We start from the raw sequence: 16,609 nt of genomic DNA on the forward strand, positions 1-16,609 counted from the left end.
GTCATTATTCTGGTTGTAAATGGTCGGCAAGGTTATTAATCGTCGTAACTACCCTGCGGAACTCTTTTGGATCAACCAAACGTAAATTAAAATGGCGTTGCAATAACATTGAAATTTGCAATCCATCTACAGAGTCCAATTCTAATTCGCTCTCATCAGAAAAAAGTTCGACATCATCCGCCAATTCGTTAGCCGAAATATCTTCTCTATCGCACTCTTCTAAGATCATGGTTTTTAGTTTTACTTTAAATTCAGTATCTAAAGAGCCTTTCATGAGTTTTTCCTTTGTTTATAGGTAAATATAACGCTTGCAATCAACAGTGACACCACACCAAATAAAGTCAACGCAATGGATTCATTCAATACATCAATTACTGTCCCTCTGCGTAAAAATATATCCAGAAACCCTTCTAACCCCCACGACATCGGGGAAATATTAGCAAAGCTCTGCATCGCTTCTGGCATCACAAACTTAGGCACCATAACGCCACCAATCGCACCTAATAAAATATTAATGATCCCGCCAATAGTGGTTGCTTGCTCGATACTATCGACTGCTGTCGCCACTAAAATAGAGAGCCCAATAGCCGATAAGCTCAATGACAACGAGATTAAAATCAACCCAAAAACCGAGCCTCCAATAGTTAAAGGCGCAGCACCAAATAGAGGCACAATATACATACCAACCCCAATCATTAGCCAAACCTGAACTTGATTTATCAGCATATAAGGCAGGATTTTTCCACCAAACAACACGGGCAAACTTAGATTCATGGTACTTAAACGCATGAGGGTATTTTGTTTTTGTTCACTAATAAAAATCGTCGACATAGGAATGATGACAAAAAACAAACCAAAGACGATCCAGGACGGTACACTCTGCTGAGTTGACGTTGGCTTCTCATCTTCCGATAATTTGGCGTATTGCACCTTTATTAACGACGTTTCATCAAAATTAACGGGGACATTTGAGTTTTCGTCATCTAAGAAGTCAAATCCGTCTTGATTGGATGATTTCATTTCATCAAGCTGATTACCCATCCAACTAAGTGCTATCTGATTTTTAAAAATAGTCAGCAATGACGGAGAAGTATCGGCAGCTACACTAATATTGAGTGGCACCTCATCTTGATAAAAACCCTCAGGAATGTCGATGATAAATTGCACACCTTCCTCTTCAGGTGAGAGATAATGATCAGACGCTAACTCATGCTTTTTTAATACAGTTAAATTAGACAGCTTATTAATTAAGGCTTCACTGCCTGAACTTTGATCGTGATCGACAAGGGCATACGTCATTAATGCTTTATCTTCGTTCATCACATCTTTAAGCGCTAATGACATAATCAAAATAAACACCGCAGGCATAATAAACAAAGCCGCTAATGCATGTTTATCTCGGCTGACTAATAAGAATTCTTTTATCAACATCGCTTTAAACATCAGATCTGCCTTTAGACGTTAAATTGATGAACAATGATTCTAACGTCGTTGTTCCGTAGCGAATTTGCTTCATTTTAATATGATGAGTTTCAAGTAAAATCAATATTTCAGAAACCAAATCACTGTTTGAAGAGTTTAATAATAGAGTCGTTTCATCAATGAAGGAAACGTCTTCAAGTAAGGTAATTGTAGAGTGTAAATGCATTGAAGTATGAGGATAAAGCTCAACAATGACCTGTTGGCTTTCTTCATTATTCACCATTGATGAGATAGAACCTTGCTTAACTACTTTTCCGGCATTCATGATGGCGACTTGGTCACAAATTTTCTCAATCTCTGGCATGTAATGCGAGGTATAAATAACGGTTTTATTATCCGATTTGTACGCTTTAATCGTATCTAAAATCTCATTGCGAGATTCAGGATCAATACCCACCGTTGGCTCATCAAAAAACAACACATCCGGATTGTTTAATAACCCAATCGCAATATTTAAACGACGCTTTTGACCGCCAGATAACGTGGCTGACTTTTGATCCATCATGGCTGAGAGTCGGTTCGTATCAACAGCATACGCCAAGTTATGTTGCAATGTTTTACCTCTGATCTTTTGCACGCCGGCAAAGAAATTCAAATTTTCTTTTACCGTTAAATGCTCATAAAACGCCAAACTTTGTGGAATTAAAGAACAGCGCTCACGAATGATTTTTAGGTTCTTTTTCAGTGGTAAATCAAAAAACGAAATATCGCCCGAATCAAATGAAATCAAGCCATTTAGAATCGAGATTAACGTTGTTTTTCCGGCTCCATTAGGGCCAAGTAGGCCATAAATAGAGTTTTCAGGGATCGATAATGACAACCCATCTAAGGCCTTCTTATTCCCATAACACTTATCTAGCGAGTTAATCTCTATCATTAAAACGCTCGCATTAACAACTGATATAACTGCTTTTCTTGCTCAGCGACAGATTCAAGCTTTGTTGCAATAACATCAAACTCAATCGCATTTTTATTTCTTGGGCGAATGGCTTTGGCAATTAAGAGCGCAAATTCACGCCACTCATCACCAATAGCGGTCATTTCAACAGAAGCGGCCTTCAACTTTTCGTTGTTAATTAGCTCTGACGATTCTTGTAAAAAAGAAGCGTAAATATAACGAAACCCAGCTCCGCCGGTTCCAATTTCTTCTTGCATACGAATGATATGGCCTAAAAATAATTTGGCGTAGTGTTCATCTTTATTTGCTAACTGACGAATATGTTTCGCAAGAAAATACATTCCTTTTAAGCCTGCAATCGGCACTGGCGTTTTCAGCATCGTTTTTGCAGTTTTCTTAATACTTTTCTCAATTACCTTACGATAATCAATAAATTCTGGAATGTACGTTGGATAATACAAAGAACCTTTAGGTGCCATCACTCCTTTTACAAAGCGCGCTTTTTGTAGTGCTTTTTCTTCTGCTTCAACAAGATGCTCAAATACAGGATCACTGATTTTATAGCTACCATGCTTTTTGCCTACTACGATCAAATTATGCGCATTAAAATGAAAACGCATTTCTTCTGGAAAATAAGGTAACCAAAATACCGAGGTTTGAGCCCCTACAATTTTACCTTGTTCCAATAACTCATCTAATCGTTTTGTGCCTTGTTCTGGTTTAGAAAATGTTTCTAATTTCATTTTCAAACCAATATTTTTTTGAAGCCCTTTCATAATTGATTTAGGCATCGAGCGATACGCAATTAATGGCATACCACTTATTTTCACAAAAGGAAGATAAGCAAACACTAGCGCACTCGATAAACCAAACACCATTGGTTCCGATAACGGTAATCCATGATGAGTTAACATAGAAGACATAACGCCACTTTCACAGTGTGCATAATGTTGGTGTTTAAATTGGTTATTATTGGTCATGAGCACGCTTTATTTATTTTTATTGGAAAGATTAGGGAGTAAGGCTAACTGCTTTACTGAGACCCCTAAGGCATCGCTGTAGATTGCTAATTTGGCCGATGAAAGCTTGGCAAACACTGATGGAGAGAAATGACGCTTAACTCGCCATTGAAACCAACCGACGGATTGAGCCAATACCATGATATCCATTCGTTGAGCAAACATATGATAATACAGTGGTGATTTTTCACCTTGCCGTACCAATTCATACGCTTCAAGCGCTTGACGTTCAAACTCATTCAGCGCTTGCTTTGTCACTTCTTCTTCGACTTCCCACCCAGTAGATGCAATAACCGAATAGTCCCCATTTTCATCGGTTGCGTATACCGCTTTCGAATTATTCGCATACGTTGAGATATTATCTTGTGGGACCTTACCTACGTCCATTACACCACCTTCAATTGCATGAAAGCGGTAGAGAAACGCCCACTTTCAGGTACATAACACAACACTATGTCACCCACCTTTAATGAACCAGAATGAAACAGTTCTTCCAACATAATATAAATAGACGCCGATCCCGTATTCCCTTTAGAGGACAAATTAGTAAACCAACGATCTTGTGGAATATCACAACCCGCTTCTACCATCCCTTCATATAAGCGATCTCGAAAATAACCTGAAGAGTAATGAGGAACAAAATAGGTAATGCTTTCTGGATTTACTTTGCCATTCTCAATCAACTCTTTAAGGGGTTTAATAACGGTGTACTCAACAATATTTTCGTTAAGTTGCTTAACATCTTGTTTAACCGAGAAGATAGAATGATCAAGCCACGCTTGAGATTCGTACTCACGCCATCCTTTTAAGCTACCATCATCTTGCTTATCCGCTCCCGCATACATACATGCATCTAGTTCATTCGCGTAAGATTTCTGCATCATCCATTCAATTTCTAAAGAGATAGAATCGACATTTGGTTTAGATGTCAGTAAAGCGGCACCGGCACCATCACTCAGCATCCAACGTAAAAAATCTTTTTCAAATGCGATTTCTGGCTGACGTTCTAATTCACTAACCACCGTCTCAATTTCTGCCTGAAACTTATTCGCACGCATCATGGCTGACGCATTTTCAGAACCTGTCACCACGGCATTATTACTCTGACCACTCAATATAGACATGTAGCCATATTTCAATGACATGGTGCCAGAAAGACAGATACCAGAGGTAGCAATCACTTCACAAGCAGGGATCTTTAACTCGCCATGTACCATTAAAGCGTGATTAGGTAAAATCTGATCGGCAATCGTCGTACCGCAAGCCAATAACTCAGTATGATTAATATCAAACGATACTGAATTTAGTTTTCTAATTGCCTCTGCGGTTAACTCCGTATTTGTGTGTGTCGTTTCACCCGTTTCTGGGTTTATCGCATAATAGCGTTGTTTGATTTTGTTAGAGCGTAATATAAGATTTTTTGCACGAGAAGGACGAGAGCCCACTTGCCCAAGGACGTGTTCTATTTCTTTATTATTAACGGCTTCATTCGGCAGAAAAGCCTGAATATCGTTAATATATACTTTGTTATTCATTCTAACGTCCTGATGGTTTTTCATAATAAGTGATGCTTTCTTCAACCGCTTTTTTTCTAAAAGGAGAGATTAATTTTTTTACTAACAAGTTTATCGGCACTAACGTTAGAACCATTAAAGCAAGAAATACGGCGTATATAGTAATGACTATTTTTCGTGGAAAGGAGCCCGGTTTACCCGATTTTTGAATTAACTTTCCCCACACCATGAATGAACGCGTGGCGATTTTTTCAGACCCAACCAATTTCCCATTTACTGTCACAGCATTGAGCTTCGTCAATAAGGGTTCTTTATTCTTTTCTAAATCATTATCTAATGCAGAGACTAAGCGATGACCAAAACGTTCGCTTTCTTTTAGGTCTTTTTCTGATACACCCGCTGCGGGAAATACCCAAAACGGATCTTTTTTTCCGGTAAGCAACCAGCGAGGAGTTGTAATAAAAGCGTATATAGACCCGCCTTGATCCGTTAATACGGCATTATCAATCAGCGTACCACCTAGATCGGCAATAACCGCTTTCATTTTCTCTTGTGCCATTACCCACATATCACGACAAGCAATAAAAGTAACAACTGGTTTACCTTCAATAAGCGCTTTAGCCTGTGGTGTTTTTAAAAAACCAGTGATTGGAATGGAGGGCGACAAAAACCACACCGTATAACCTAAAATAATTAAGTCATATTCATCGTCTAAATCCTCAGCAGGTTTTACTTCGCAGCCATTCATATAGATAGCTTCGGGGAATGCATCAAAAAAAGGATAAAACGACCAAGGGTATGGGTATTTATTGATAGGTTCAACACAGTGATAATCCACTTTTACTGAATCAGTTTGACGTAAAGGGGCAGTTGCTAAGTCAACAAATTTTGCTAATTGTCCACTTTGAGAGTGAGAAATAACGAGAACTTTTTTCATAAAAGAGACCTAAAACAACTTTAAGAGCTTATTAGTTGCGAGGTATTTTATAGCATCTATATTTAATATAAATAGCTAATCATTAGATTTAACAAAATGTACGGCGTCATTTGGTTATTTTATATAAATATCAATAAAGATGAACTGATGTTACTTCGAAAAATCACATAACCCTTGATATATCGCTTAACAAAAAGACAGCATACAAACTATATGCATTTATTTAACAAACTTAATTAGGGATATCATGAACAAGCTCGTATTAATTATTCTGTGTGTTTTACTTCCTCCTGTCGGTGTTTTCTTTGCTAAAGGCGTAGGTAAAGATCTATTGATCAATATCATTCTAACTGTCTTTTTCTGGATACCAGGAGTGATTCATGGTCTTTGGATCGCAACTCGATAATCATAACTATTTAAACAATAAAAAAGCGAAGCTAATATAGCTTCGCTTTTTCTATTTAATACACGATATTTAAGCCGCGTTAACTTGCCATTTCTTACGTAATGCTTTTGCGGCTTTTACCATGTTTTCAAGCGCAGCTTCTGTCTCTTTCCAGTTTCGAGTTTTAAGGCCACAATCTGGGTTCACCCATAAACGCTCTACAGGAACTTTCGCTGCTGCTGTCTCAATTAAACCGATAATCCATTCTTCACTTGGAATATTAGGTGAGTGAATATCATAAACACCCGGTCCAATTTCGTTTGGATAATTAAAATCTTCAAACGCTTTTAATAATTCCATGTTTGAACGAGACGTTTCAATCGTTATCACATCCGCATCAAGTGCCGCCACCGATTCAATAATCTCATTAAATTCGCTGTAACACATGTGGGTATGAATTTGTGTTTCTGATTTTGCACTGGCTGCTGAGATCTTAAACGCTTCAACTGCCCAATCTAAATACGCTTTTTGATCGCTCTTTTTAATCGGCAAGCCTTCGCGAATCGCTGGCTCATCAATTTGAATAATATTAATGCCCGCTTGCTGAAGATCTGACACTTCGTCACGTAACACGAGAGCTAACTGCTGTGCAATTTCTTTGCGGGTAATATCTTCACGTGGAAACGTCCAACCAAGAATGGTAACGGGACCCGTCAACATTCCTTTCATTTGTTTTTTCGTTAAAGATTGTGCATATTGAGTCCAATCGACAGTAATTGGGGCTTCACGCTCAATGTCTGCAACCACGATAGCTGGCTTAACACAACGAGAACCGTAACTTTGAACCCAACCAAATCGTGTTGCTTGAAAGCCATTTAAGTTCTCCGCAAAGTATTCAACCATGTCATTACGCTCTGCTTCACCATGCACCAATACATCAAGATCTAAACGCTCTTGACGCTCTACTGCATCGGCAATATGCCCTTTCATCGCAGCTATATAATCTTGCTCATTCAATTTACCTGCACGATACGCACTACGCTGTTGACGAATATCAGACGTTTGTGGGAATGAACCAATGGTTGTGGTTGGTAATAATGGTAACCCTAATTTTTCAGCTTGATGCTGCGCTCGTACTGAATACGCTTCTGCGCGCTCTGCCAATGCCGGGGTAATCGCCGATAAGCGCTGTTGCACTGCCGGTTTATTAATGTGATCTGCGGTTTCTCGTTCTCGTAATGGTTGACTGTATTGATGACACGCTAGAATTGCGTTTTGGTTGCCATCAAGTGCATCCCCCAACAATGTCACTTCTTTTAGCTTCTGCTTAGCAAACGCAAACCACTGTGTTGTTTCTTGTGATAATTCCGTTTCTTGCTCCAAATCTACAGGGCTATGCAGCAGAGAACACGAACTTGCAATCCATAACTTCCCCCCCAGTTTCGCTTTTACTGGCTCTAGTTTTTCATGCAAGCGCTCTAAATCTGCTCGCCATACATTTCGACCATTGACAGCACCAACAGATAATACCCAGTCTTTAGGTAATGCATTCACAATAGTATCTAATTGCTTAGGAGCTGCTGATATATCAATGTGTAACCCATTAACCGCTAGCTCTGTAATTTTATCTAAATGATGTTCAACACCATCAAAATAAGTGGTTAGAAGTAACTTCACATCACTTTGGATCACTTGATAAGCAAGCTTGAAGGAATCTGCCCATGCTTTTGGTAATTCAAGCGCTAAAATAGGTTCATCAATTTGAACCCATTCAACACCCAATGCTGATAATTTTGAGAAAATAGCTTGGTATGCCGTTAATACACGCGGTAATAATGAAAGACGATCAAACCCTTGCTCAACTTCCTCATCGTTAATTTCTTTACCTAACCATAAGTAGCTTAGTGGGCCTAAAAGTACGGGTTTAACGGTATGACCTTGTTTTTGTGCTTCTGAAATTTCTTCAAACAATTGTGACCAACTGACGTTGAATTTATCGTCTTTTGAAAACTCAGGAACAATATAATGATAATTGGTGTTGAACCATTTCGTCATGTCTGAAGCCGCTTCACCACAACCACAGCTATTTTGTGATTGACCGCGGCCAACTCTAAATAAGGTATCTAAATCAGGAAAACCGGTATTGTGACGTGCAGGTACATGACCTAATAATAAACTTGTCGTTAATACATGATCATACCAAGCAAAATCACCCGCAGTAACAAAATCCAATCCAGACGCCGCCTGATCATTCCAATGACGCTGACGAAGCTCACTGCCTACTGATAATAATTCTTTTTGTTCGATCTCTCCGCGCCAGTATTTCTCTTGTGCGAACTTAAGTTCACGTTGAGCGCCTACTCGTGGATAACCTAAAATATGCGTTACTGTTTTTGTTTTCAATTCTGTTGTCATTGCTCTAATTCCCTTAGCCGTTTGGATGGCTAAACAATGACTCTTTTCTTTACCTGGCACAACGGAGAAATATTCACATTGATTATGAATTTATTTCAACAACAATAATTTTTTAATTAAAGTATTAACATCATTTAGCCGTCTAGATGTTTACTTTAACGATTTTTCACTTTACTGTGAAGATTATTGAACTGACTCAAACGGAACTTGAGGAATTATAATGATTGAATTAAAACACCTAAAAACCTTAGTCACACTTAGAGATACGGGATCATTAACCGCAACAGCGAATGCCCTACACCTCACTCAATCAGCACTGTCTCATCAATTAAAAGATTTTGAAACTCGTCTTGGTGGCACTGTTTTTTTACGGAAAACTCGCCCAGTCAAATTTACGTCTGAAGGTGAAATACTGTTAACGCTTGCTGATGATATTTTGCCTAAAATGGCCAGAGCTGAATATGACATCGCAAGTTTAAAAGAAGATCTTCATGGAAGGCTGCACATGGCTATCGAATGTCATTCTTGCTTTCAATGGTTAATGCCTGCAATTAAAGAGTATCAAGTCGGTTGGCCAGAAGTAGAATTGGATTTTTCATCTGGCTTTGGTTTTGAACCTTTACCGGCATTAGTTAATGGCGATTTAGATCTGGTTATCACTTCTGATATTCAACCTCGAAATGAAGTACATTACGAACCTTTGTTCGATTTTGAAATACGTCTGGTCATGGCAACCAATCACCCTCTTGCAAGTAAAGAATACATTGAACCGGAAGATTTGATCGATCAAACCATGATGACGTACCCAGTACAAAAGCAACGCTTGGACGTGGTTAAGCATTTTTTATCGCCAAACAACGTTGAACCCGCTAAATGGAAGCAGGCAGAAAACACATTAATGTTAATACAGATGGTATCCGCAGGATTAGGGGTTGCAGCATTGCCGAATTGGGCAATTAGCGAATTTTCACGACAGGGGTTGATTGAAAGTAAACCATTAGGGGAAGGGTTATGGCGAAGATTGTTCGCTGCCGTTAGAGACAGCGAACATGATAAAAAATATTTACAAGCATTTTTCTCTACTGCGAAACAGCAGAGCCAGAGTCATTTAGATGGTATTAAAATGACTTAAATGAGGTATGTTTAAAATCATTTATTCTTAAATTGATTCGTTAATGGGTCATATTTATAACCCAAGCCACTGAGCTTGTCTTGAACTCCTTCTGTATCAAGCTCATACATTCTGGATAATTCTTCTAGACTGTGACATTCCAATCGCAATTTTTCGTTAATGATGCCGAGCAGAATTCCACTTTCTAGGCCATGAGCATTACTTAAATCCAATCTTCACCCTCCATGTTACTTAAGAGACAAGATTAGAATAGACCAGATTTTGGAAGTAAGGCGTGGGCTACATCACAAAAAACAACTGAAATTGATAATAACCAGAAATAGCCATAATAATGCTTGCTGGTACTAAAAATTGCCATTTAGCGGCTTGCTTATTAAACAAATGAAAGTTCCATAAACCAAGGCTCAGTAACATCAGTCCTAAACCAATCCCCAACTTAACGGCCATTCTGTCTAAGAAGATTTCATGAATACTTAGGGTTTGACATAGTAAAATAACAACCATCACTATGCCGCTAATAATTCCACTGATGGGTAATAATCGATGAAATGCCTGTAAGCGAGTTCGTGCCAACGTTAATAAAAGATGAGTTAACAGAGCACCAAATAAGAAAGGACCAATAAGAGCAAAAAACAATTGCGTAAATGAGCCAGAGCCTAACGCTAAGTTAACAAAACTTGCGGCTGCAAACCCATTTGCTAGAGCCATAATAATTAGAGGCCCTTTATCTCGAGTTTTACTGGTTTTAACACTAAAATAAAACCCAGCAATGGCAATAGCAGGAATAAGGTTAATGGCAAAAACTATCGCGTAAGTCATCCCAACCCCCGCAATAAGACACCAACCTAAAATTAATACTGGTAACCATTTGTGAATGCGTCCTCGTTGACCAGGACAAATATCACCTTTATGCAAAATAATAGTTAACAGGATTTGTGCACCTAACAGTGCAGGAATAAGAATATATTGTAAGGTTTGAAAAAACATAATTACGCCACTGGATTAGAATAACGCTAGTATAAACCCTATTTTAACTTCGTCTAGTGACGGTGAAAAAACAACCATACCTACTCAACATCTCAAAACATCACATCATCTCTTTCAACTTATTATCCTTTTATAGCAACAAGAACAACAAGCCAATAGCATGTTATTAACAAAATTAATTATTGTTTGTTTTAGATCATAATGAAGTTAACTAGGTGATGTGCCACAAACAAAACTTAGGTAAGTTTCTATTATGAAATGTGTAAGAAAGTGTATGTAAGTTACACAATTTTTGTATTTTTGAAACTTTATAGAAGGAAATTCCATGTTGGAGTTAATGATTGGTTTAGTGATCACCGTTTTGGTTGGTTACTTTATTGTCAAAGGATATAAGGCTGCCGGTGTTCTACTGACTGCGGGTTTAGCGTTATTAATGATTGCGGGTTTATTAGGTCATACTGTTTTACCAGCTAAAGTTGCGACAACAGGTAACTTATTAACCGACGCATTAGAATACGTGAAATACATGCTGCAATATCGTGGGGGCGGCTTGGGTATGCAAATCATGCTACTTTGTGGTTTTGCTTCTTACATGACTCACATTGGCGCAAATAATGTCGTTGTTAAACAATTTTCTAAACCATTAGCATTTATTAAATCACCTTATGTGTTACTTGTAGCGGCTTACATTGTGGCATGTTTAATGTCTCTTGCTGTAAGTTCGGCAACAGGTCTTGGTGTGCTGTTAATGGCGACCCTTTTCCCAATGATGACAGCAATGGGTATTTCTCGCCCAGCAGCAGTAGCCGTTTGTGCTTCACCAGCCGCAATCATTCTTTCTCCGACCTCTGGTGATGTTATTGTTGCAGCAGAAAAGTCTGGCCTTCCTTTACATACCTTTGCGGTTGAAACGGTATTACCAGTTTCTATCTGTGCAATCATTGTAATGGCAGCCGCCGCTTTCTTCTGGAACAAATATCTAGATAAGAAAGAAAACACGCCAATGGAAAAAGTGGATATTTCGGCAATGGAAGTAAACGCGCCTTCTTATTATGCAATTTTGCCTTTCTTGCCAATTGTGGGTGTTTTTATCTTCAACGGTGAAACGATCCCTGGTTTATCTTTAGATATTTATACTATCGTTGTAGCGTCTATCTTTATTGGCGCAATCGTCAATTTCATTACTAATCGCTTTAACGGCAGAGCAACACTTGAAGATTTAGAATCATGCTACGAAGGCATGGCCGATGCGTTCAAAGGTGTGGTAATGCTATTGGTAGCGGCAGGCGTATTTGCACAAGGTCTAATGTCAGTAGGTGCCATTGATAACCTACTTCACCTTGCTGATTCTGCTGGTGCTGGTGGTATGGCGTTAATGCTTCTTCTTACTGGTTTAACCGTAGCCGCTGCAATTGCTACCGGTTCGGGTAACGCACCATTCTATGCCTTTGTTGAGCTTGCTCCACAACTTGCGGATAAAATGGGTCTAAGCCCTGCATTCTTAATCATTCCAATGCTTCAAGCATCTAACCTTGGTCGTACTATTTCACCGGTATCAGGGGTTATCGTTGCGACATCTGGTATGGCTAAAATCAGTCCATTTGAAGTAGTTAAACGTACTTCTGTCCCTGTAATCTGCGGTTTAATTACGGTTATCGTAGGTACAATGGTACTGGTTCCTATGTACGTATAATTAAGAAAAAACCATATTAACGCCAGCAGTGTAAAACTACTGGCGTTTTTTATTACAGTAGGCACCTTTATCACAAAGAATTTACAGTTTGCTCACCCAAAATGCATCGATAACCTATATATTTACCTCAAATATGAATCTACAATTAATAGGTAAATTAGTAATGATTAGACAAACAGCCATCCTTGTCGCTCTCTTTCTCTCCGCCACTTCTGTCGCTTATCTTTACCGTTTATTTTTATAATCTTTCTTCAAATAATTCTCTTACTTAGAAAGGGGCCTTTCTTTTCTGGTTAAAACACTCTCAAATCGGTATAATTCGGCCTCCAAATTCTGAGGTGAACTAATGCACAACGTAACTCCAATAAACGAATACCCGAAATTCTGGGCAGAATGCTATGGAACAGCCCCTTTCTTTCCGACATCTCGTAAAGAAATGGACCAACTTGGTTGGGATAGCTGCGACATTATCATTGTAACTGGGGATGCGTATGTGGATCACCCAAGTTTTGGTATGGCGATCATCGGACGTTTGCTAGAAGCACAAGGCTTCCGCGTTGGTATCATTGCCCAGCCAAAATGGGAAAACAAAGACGAGTTCATGGCTCTTGGTCAACCAAACTTATTCTTTGGTATCACTGCGGGTAACATGGATTCCATGATTAACCGTTATACCTCGGATAAAAAACTTCGTCACGATGATGCTTACACTCCAAACAATGAAGGCGGTAAGCGCCCTGATCGTGCGGTATTAGTCTATTCTCAACGTTGTCGTGAAGCATTTAAAGATACCCCTATCGTATTGGGTGGTATTGAGGCAAGCCTTCGTCGTTTAGCACATTATGATTACTGGTCTGACAAAGTTCGCCGTTCTGTATTATTTGATGCAAAAGGCGACATTCTTCTGTTTGGTAATGCGGAACGTGCGTTAGTTGAGGTTGCTCACCGTCTTGCTAGTGGTGAAGACGTGAAAACAATGACCAACATCCGTGGTACTGCCGTTAACCTCGCAGCCGAACCTGAAGGATTTAAAATCATTGATTCGTCTCGTATTGAGAAACCAGGCAAAGCTGCTTTTGTTCCTATCAATCCATACGCGACAGAAGAGCAATGCGAAACTAATAAAGCTGAGGTGAAAGAAGAGCAACCACAAGTTATTACGGTAACCGCTTCTCGCCATGATTCAAAAACAACAGCAATTCGCATTCCACCGTTTGAAAAATTAAACAGTGACCGTATTCTTTATGCTCATGCTAGTCGTATTATGCATTTAGAAACGAACCCATATTCTGGTCGTGCATTAATCCAACGTCATGGTGATCGTGAGTTATGGGTAAACCAAGCGCCAATTCCTCTGACAACAGAAGAAATGGATTTTGTGTTTGATCTGCCTTATGCGCGCGTACCACACCCTATGTATGGCAAAGCAAAAATCCCTGCGTATGAGATGATTAAAACATCAGTCAACATTATGCGTGGTTGTTTTGGTGGTTGTTCGTTCTGTAGTATTACAGAGCACGAAGGTCGTATCATTCAAAACCGCTCTAAAAAATCAATTCTTAATGAATTAGAAGAAATTCGCGACAAGGTTCCTGGATTTACCGGTACGATCTCAGATCTTGGTGGCCCAACAGCAAATATGTACCGTTTAGGTTGTTCAATACCAAAAGCGGAAGCAACGTGTCGTCGACCATCTTGTGTTTTCCCTAAGATCTGTGACAAGTTAAATACCGATCACGTACATACGATTGATTTGTACCGTGAAGCACGCCAAGTAAAAGGCATAAAGAAAGTCTTAATTGCCTCAGGTGTTCGTTACGACTTAGCGATTGAATCGCCAGAATACGTACGCGAGTTAGTGACTCACCACGTTGGTGGTTACTTAAAAATTGCCCCTGAACATACTGAAAAAGGCCCATTAGATCTTATGATGAAGCCTGAGATGGGGTCATACGATCGCTTCAAAACAATGTTTGAGAAATACAGCAAAGAAGCAGGTAAGAAACAATATCTGATCCCTTACTTTATCTCGGCTCACCCGGGCACAGAAGATGAAGACATGCTGAATCTAGCGATGTGGCTGAAAAAGAACAACCTTGAGTGTGATCAGGTTCAGAACTTCTATCCATCACCAATGTGTAATGCAACGTCAATGTATTACTCAGAAACCAACCCACTAAAACGCGTTAAATATAAAAAACGTGAAGATGTGACCGTTGCAAAAGGTGAGCGTCAACGCCGACTGCACAAAGGCCTATTGCGTTATCATGATCCTAAAAACTGGAAAATGATCCGTGAAGCATTAACTGAGATGGGTAAAAAGCACCTTATTGGTGATAAACCACACTGTTTAGTACCTGAACATGACATTGATACACAAACACCGGCTGAACGTCGTCAAACAGGTCGTCATGGCGCAAAACGCTTTGCAACTAAGCATACGCAAGCGCAGTTTGATGGTGATCCTCGTACTAGCAATAATCGCAGTGGTCAAAATAACAGTAACCGCAGTGGCAAGCCTGCTACACAAGGACAGCAACAAAACCGTACAGGGAATTCTGGTTCAGATAAACCAGCCTCTAGCGGTCAAAAGAATGGGATTCGCAACGGTTATTCAAACAACAAACCAAGTGGTAATGGCAAACCTGGTAGCAGTAAACCTACTGCAAATAAGCCAAACGGTTCAGCACCAAAACGTAATAAACCAAAACACCGTTAATTACTGTTTCTTAAATAGAACAAATTAACATGCATAAAAAAAGCGAACCTTGTCGGTTCGCTTTTTTATTATCTGAACAATGAATAATTTATCTCCCATGAATGAGAGACAAATCCCTCATCAACGGAAGCTAATATTATTTCCAGATGTATAAGTTAAACAGTTTCTTACCACGCTTAATCACGCTGTACTTACCGAATAATGCGTCTTCTTTTTTCAGAATCACTTCAGCATCAGCCACTTTTTCACCATTCACTGAAACCGCACCGTTACCGATAAATTCACGCGCCATCTTATTTGATTTTGCTAGTTCAGATTGAGTCAGTACTTCAACGATAGTTTGCTCAGAAGTCTCAAGTTCAGTCGTTGGTAGACCATCTTGTGCTAATTGTGCTAAATCGGTTTCAGTTAGAGAGGCTAAGTCACCAGAGAATAACGCGGCTGTAATGCGCTCAGAAGACGCTAAACCTTCTTCACCATGCACTAAGCGAGTGACTTCTTTAGCTAGTACACCTTGGCCAGCAGGACGACCTTGTACACTTTTGTCACTCTCTTCAATAGCAGCAATCTCATCAACAGATAAGAATGTGAAGAAACGTAAGAAATCATATACATCAGCATCTGCTGTTCCCAACCAGAATTGGAAGAATGCGTATGGTGACGTTTTGCTTGGGTCTAACCAAATTGTACCTGATTCTGTTTTGCCGAATTTAGTACCGTCTGATTTAGTCACTAGAGGTAGCGTTAGGCCGAATACTTTATTACGGTTCATACGGCGAGTTAGATCGATACCGCCAGTAATGTTACCCCATTGATCAGAACCACCGATTTGAAGCGTACATTCTTTCGCTTTATTCAATGCAGCAAAATCGTATGATTGAAGTAGCATGTAGCTGAATTCAGTAAATGAAATACCAGAACCTTCACGGTCAATACGCTGCTTCACTGATTCTTTTTGAATCATTGCGTTTACGCTGAAATGCTTACCAATGTCACGCATGAATTCGATTACATTGATTTCACCAATCCAATCTAGGTTATTCACCACTTCTGCACCATTTTTTGATTCATTAAAATCAACAAATGCAGACACTTGTGCACGGATTTTATTAACCCAATCACCAACAACATCTGATGTATTTAATTGACGCTCAGCCGCTTTAAAGCTTGGGTCACCAATTAGGCCAGTTGCACCGCCAACAAGCGCTAATGGCTTATGACCTGCTTGTTGAAAACGTTTAAGCACTAAAAGAGGAACAAGGCTACCAATATGTAAGCTGTCTGCTGTCGGATCGAAACCACAATAGAGAGTACGACAGTCTGTAGATAGGTGCTCAGCAAGTTCTTCATCTGCTGTACACTGTGCAATAAGCCCACGAGCTTTTAAATCCTGCAATAATTCATTTGTTGCTGTCATAGATAACCTAC

Annotated in this window: 15 protein-coding genes; 4 read left to right on the forward strand and 11 right to left on the reverse strand. The window is 39.4% G+C overall.

Annotation, left to right across the window (positions count from 1 at the left end):
* Window positions 1–4 precede the first annotated feature (4 nt).
* From A6E04_RS10640 to A6E04_RS10670, 7 genes are read right to left on the reverse strand one after another with little or no spacing between them, the layout of a single operon-like run.
* A complete protein-coding gene (locus A6E04_RS10640; RefSeq protein WP_065611309.1) occupies window positions 5–274 on the reverse strand; it encodes an acyl carrier protein in 270 nt (89 codons plus the stop codon).
* Window positions 271–1,443, reverse strand: coding sequence for an ABC transporter permease (locus tag A6E04_RS10645; protein ID WP_065611311.1), 1,173 nt, complete (start codon window positions 1,441–1,443; stop codon window positions 271–273). The genes A6E04_RS10640 and A6E04_RS10645 overlap by 4 nt, the downstream gene beginning before the upstream one ends.
* Complete coding sequence (locus tag A6E04_RS10650) at window positions 1,436–2,359, reverse strand: ABC transporter ATP-binding protein (protein ID WP_065611313.1); 924 nt, start codon at window positions 2,357–2,359, stop codon at window positions 1,436–1,438. The genes A6E04_RS10645 and A6E04_RS10650 overlap by 8 nt, the downstream gene beginning before the upstream one ends.
* Complete coding sequence (gene darH, locus A6E04_RS10655) at window positions 2,359–3,360, reverse strand: BtrH-related acyltransferase DarH (protein WP_065611315.1); 1,002 nt, start codon at window positions 3,358–3,360, stop codon at window positions 2,359–2,361. Before darH ends, A6E04_RS10650 begins: the two co-directional genes overlap by 1 nt.
* A 9-nt stretch (window positions 3,361–3,369) precedes the next feature.
* A complete protein-coding gene (locus tag A6E04_RS10660; RefSeq protein WP_065611317.1) occupies window positions 3,370–3,786 on the reverse strand; it encodes a DarG family dialkylresorcinol biosynthesis protein in 417 nt (138 codons plus the stop codon).
* Window positions 3,786–4,934, reverse strand: a complete 1,149-nt coding sequence (locus tag A6E04_RS10665; protein ID WP_017022444.1) for a beta-ketoacyl-ACP synthase III — start codon at window positions 4,932–4,934, stop codon at window positions 3,786–3,788. Before A6E04_RS10665 ends, A6E04_RS10660 begins: the two co-directional genes overlap by 1 nt.
* Window position 4,935: 1 nt before the next feature.
* The gene (locus A6E04_RS10670; protein WP_023603593.1) at window positions 4,936–5,850 is read right to left on the reverse strand and encodes a hypothetical protein; all 915 of its coding nucleotides are present in this window, start codon (window positions 5,848–5,850) and stop codon (window positions 4,936–4,938) included.
* A 247-nt stretch (window positions 5,851–6,097) separates the two neighbouring features.
* On the opposite strand from A6E04_RS10670, the gene A6E04_RS10675 reads away from it, so the two are divergent.
* Entirely contained in the window at window positions 6,098–6,256 is a 159-nt protein-coding gene (locus A6E04_RS10675) for a YqaE/Pmp3 family membrane protein (protein ID WP_012549690.1), read from the forward strand.
* Between the two features lie 69 nt (window positions 6,257–6,325).
* Here A6E04_RS10675 and metE read toward each other — a convergent pair whose 3' ends face one another.
* Window positions 6,326–8,650, reverse strand: coding sequence for a 5-methyltetrahydropteroyltriglutamate--homocysteine S-methyltransferase (gene metE / locus A6E04_RS10680; protein ID WP_065611320.1), 2,325 nt, complete (start codon window positions 8,648–8,650; stop codon window positions 6,326–6,328).
* 220 nt (window positions 8,651–8,870) lie between these two features.
* Between metE and A6E04_RS10685 the strand changes: the two genes are divergently transcribed.
* The gene (locus tag A6E04_RS10685; RefSeq protein WP_065611323.1) at window positions 8,871–9,782 is read left to right on the forward strand and encodes a LysR substrate-binding domain-containing protein; all 912 of its coding nucleotides are present in this window, start codon (window positions 8,871–8,873) and stop codon (window positions 9,780–9,782) included.
* 17 nt (window positions 9,783–9,799) lie between these two features.
* Here the strand turns inward: A6E04_RS10685 and A6E04_RS10690 are convergent, their stop codons facing one another.
* A complete protein-coding gene (locus tag A6E04_RS10690) occupies window positions 9,800–9,994 on the reverse strand; it encodes a DUF4250 domain-containing protein (protein ID WP_012549646.1) in 195 nt (64 codons plus the stop codon).
* Between the two features lie 67 nt (window positions 9,995–10,061).
* Window positions 10,062–10,769, reverse strand: coding sequence for a hypothetical protein (locus A6E04_RS10695; RefSeq protein ID WP_065611325.1), 708 nt, complete (start codon window positions 10,767–10,769; stop codon window positions 10,062–10,064).
* 325 nt (window positions 10,770–11,094) lie between these two features.
* On the opposite strand from A6E04_RS10695, the gene dcuC reads away from it, so the two are divergent.
* On the forward strand, window positions 11,095–12,462 hold the full coding sequence (gene dcuC, locus A6E04_RS10700) for an anaerobic C4-dicarboxylate transporter DcuC (RefSeq protein WP_017022439.1): 1,368 nt from the start codon (window positions 11,095–11,097) through the stop codon (window positions 12,460–12,462).
* A 346-nt stretch (window positions 12,463–12,808) separates the two neighbouring features.
* Entirely contained in the window at window positions 12,809–15,181 is a 2,373-nt protein-coding gene (locus tag A6E04_RS10705; RefSeq protein ID WP_065611327.1) for a YgiQ family radical SAM protein, read from the forward strand.
* Between the two features lie 136 nt (window positions 15,182–15,317).
* Here A6E04_RS10705 and tyrS read toward each other — a convergent pair whose 3' ends face one another.
* The gene (tyrS, locus tag A6E04_RS10710; protein WP_065611329.1) at window positions 15,318–16,598 is read right to left on the reverse strand and encodes a tyrosine--tRNA ligase; all 1,281 of its coding nucleotides are present in this window, start codon (window positions 16,596–16,598) and stop codon (window positions 15,318–15,320) included.
* Window positions 16,599–16,609: the final 11 nt, after the last annotated feature.

The sequence above is a fragment of the Aliivibrio logei genome, from assembly GCF_001691055.1.
Taxonomy (GTDB): Bacteria; Pseudomonadota; Gammaproteobacteria; order Enterobacterales; family Vibrionaceae; genus Aliivibrio; species Aliivibrio salmonicida.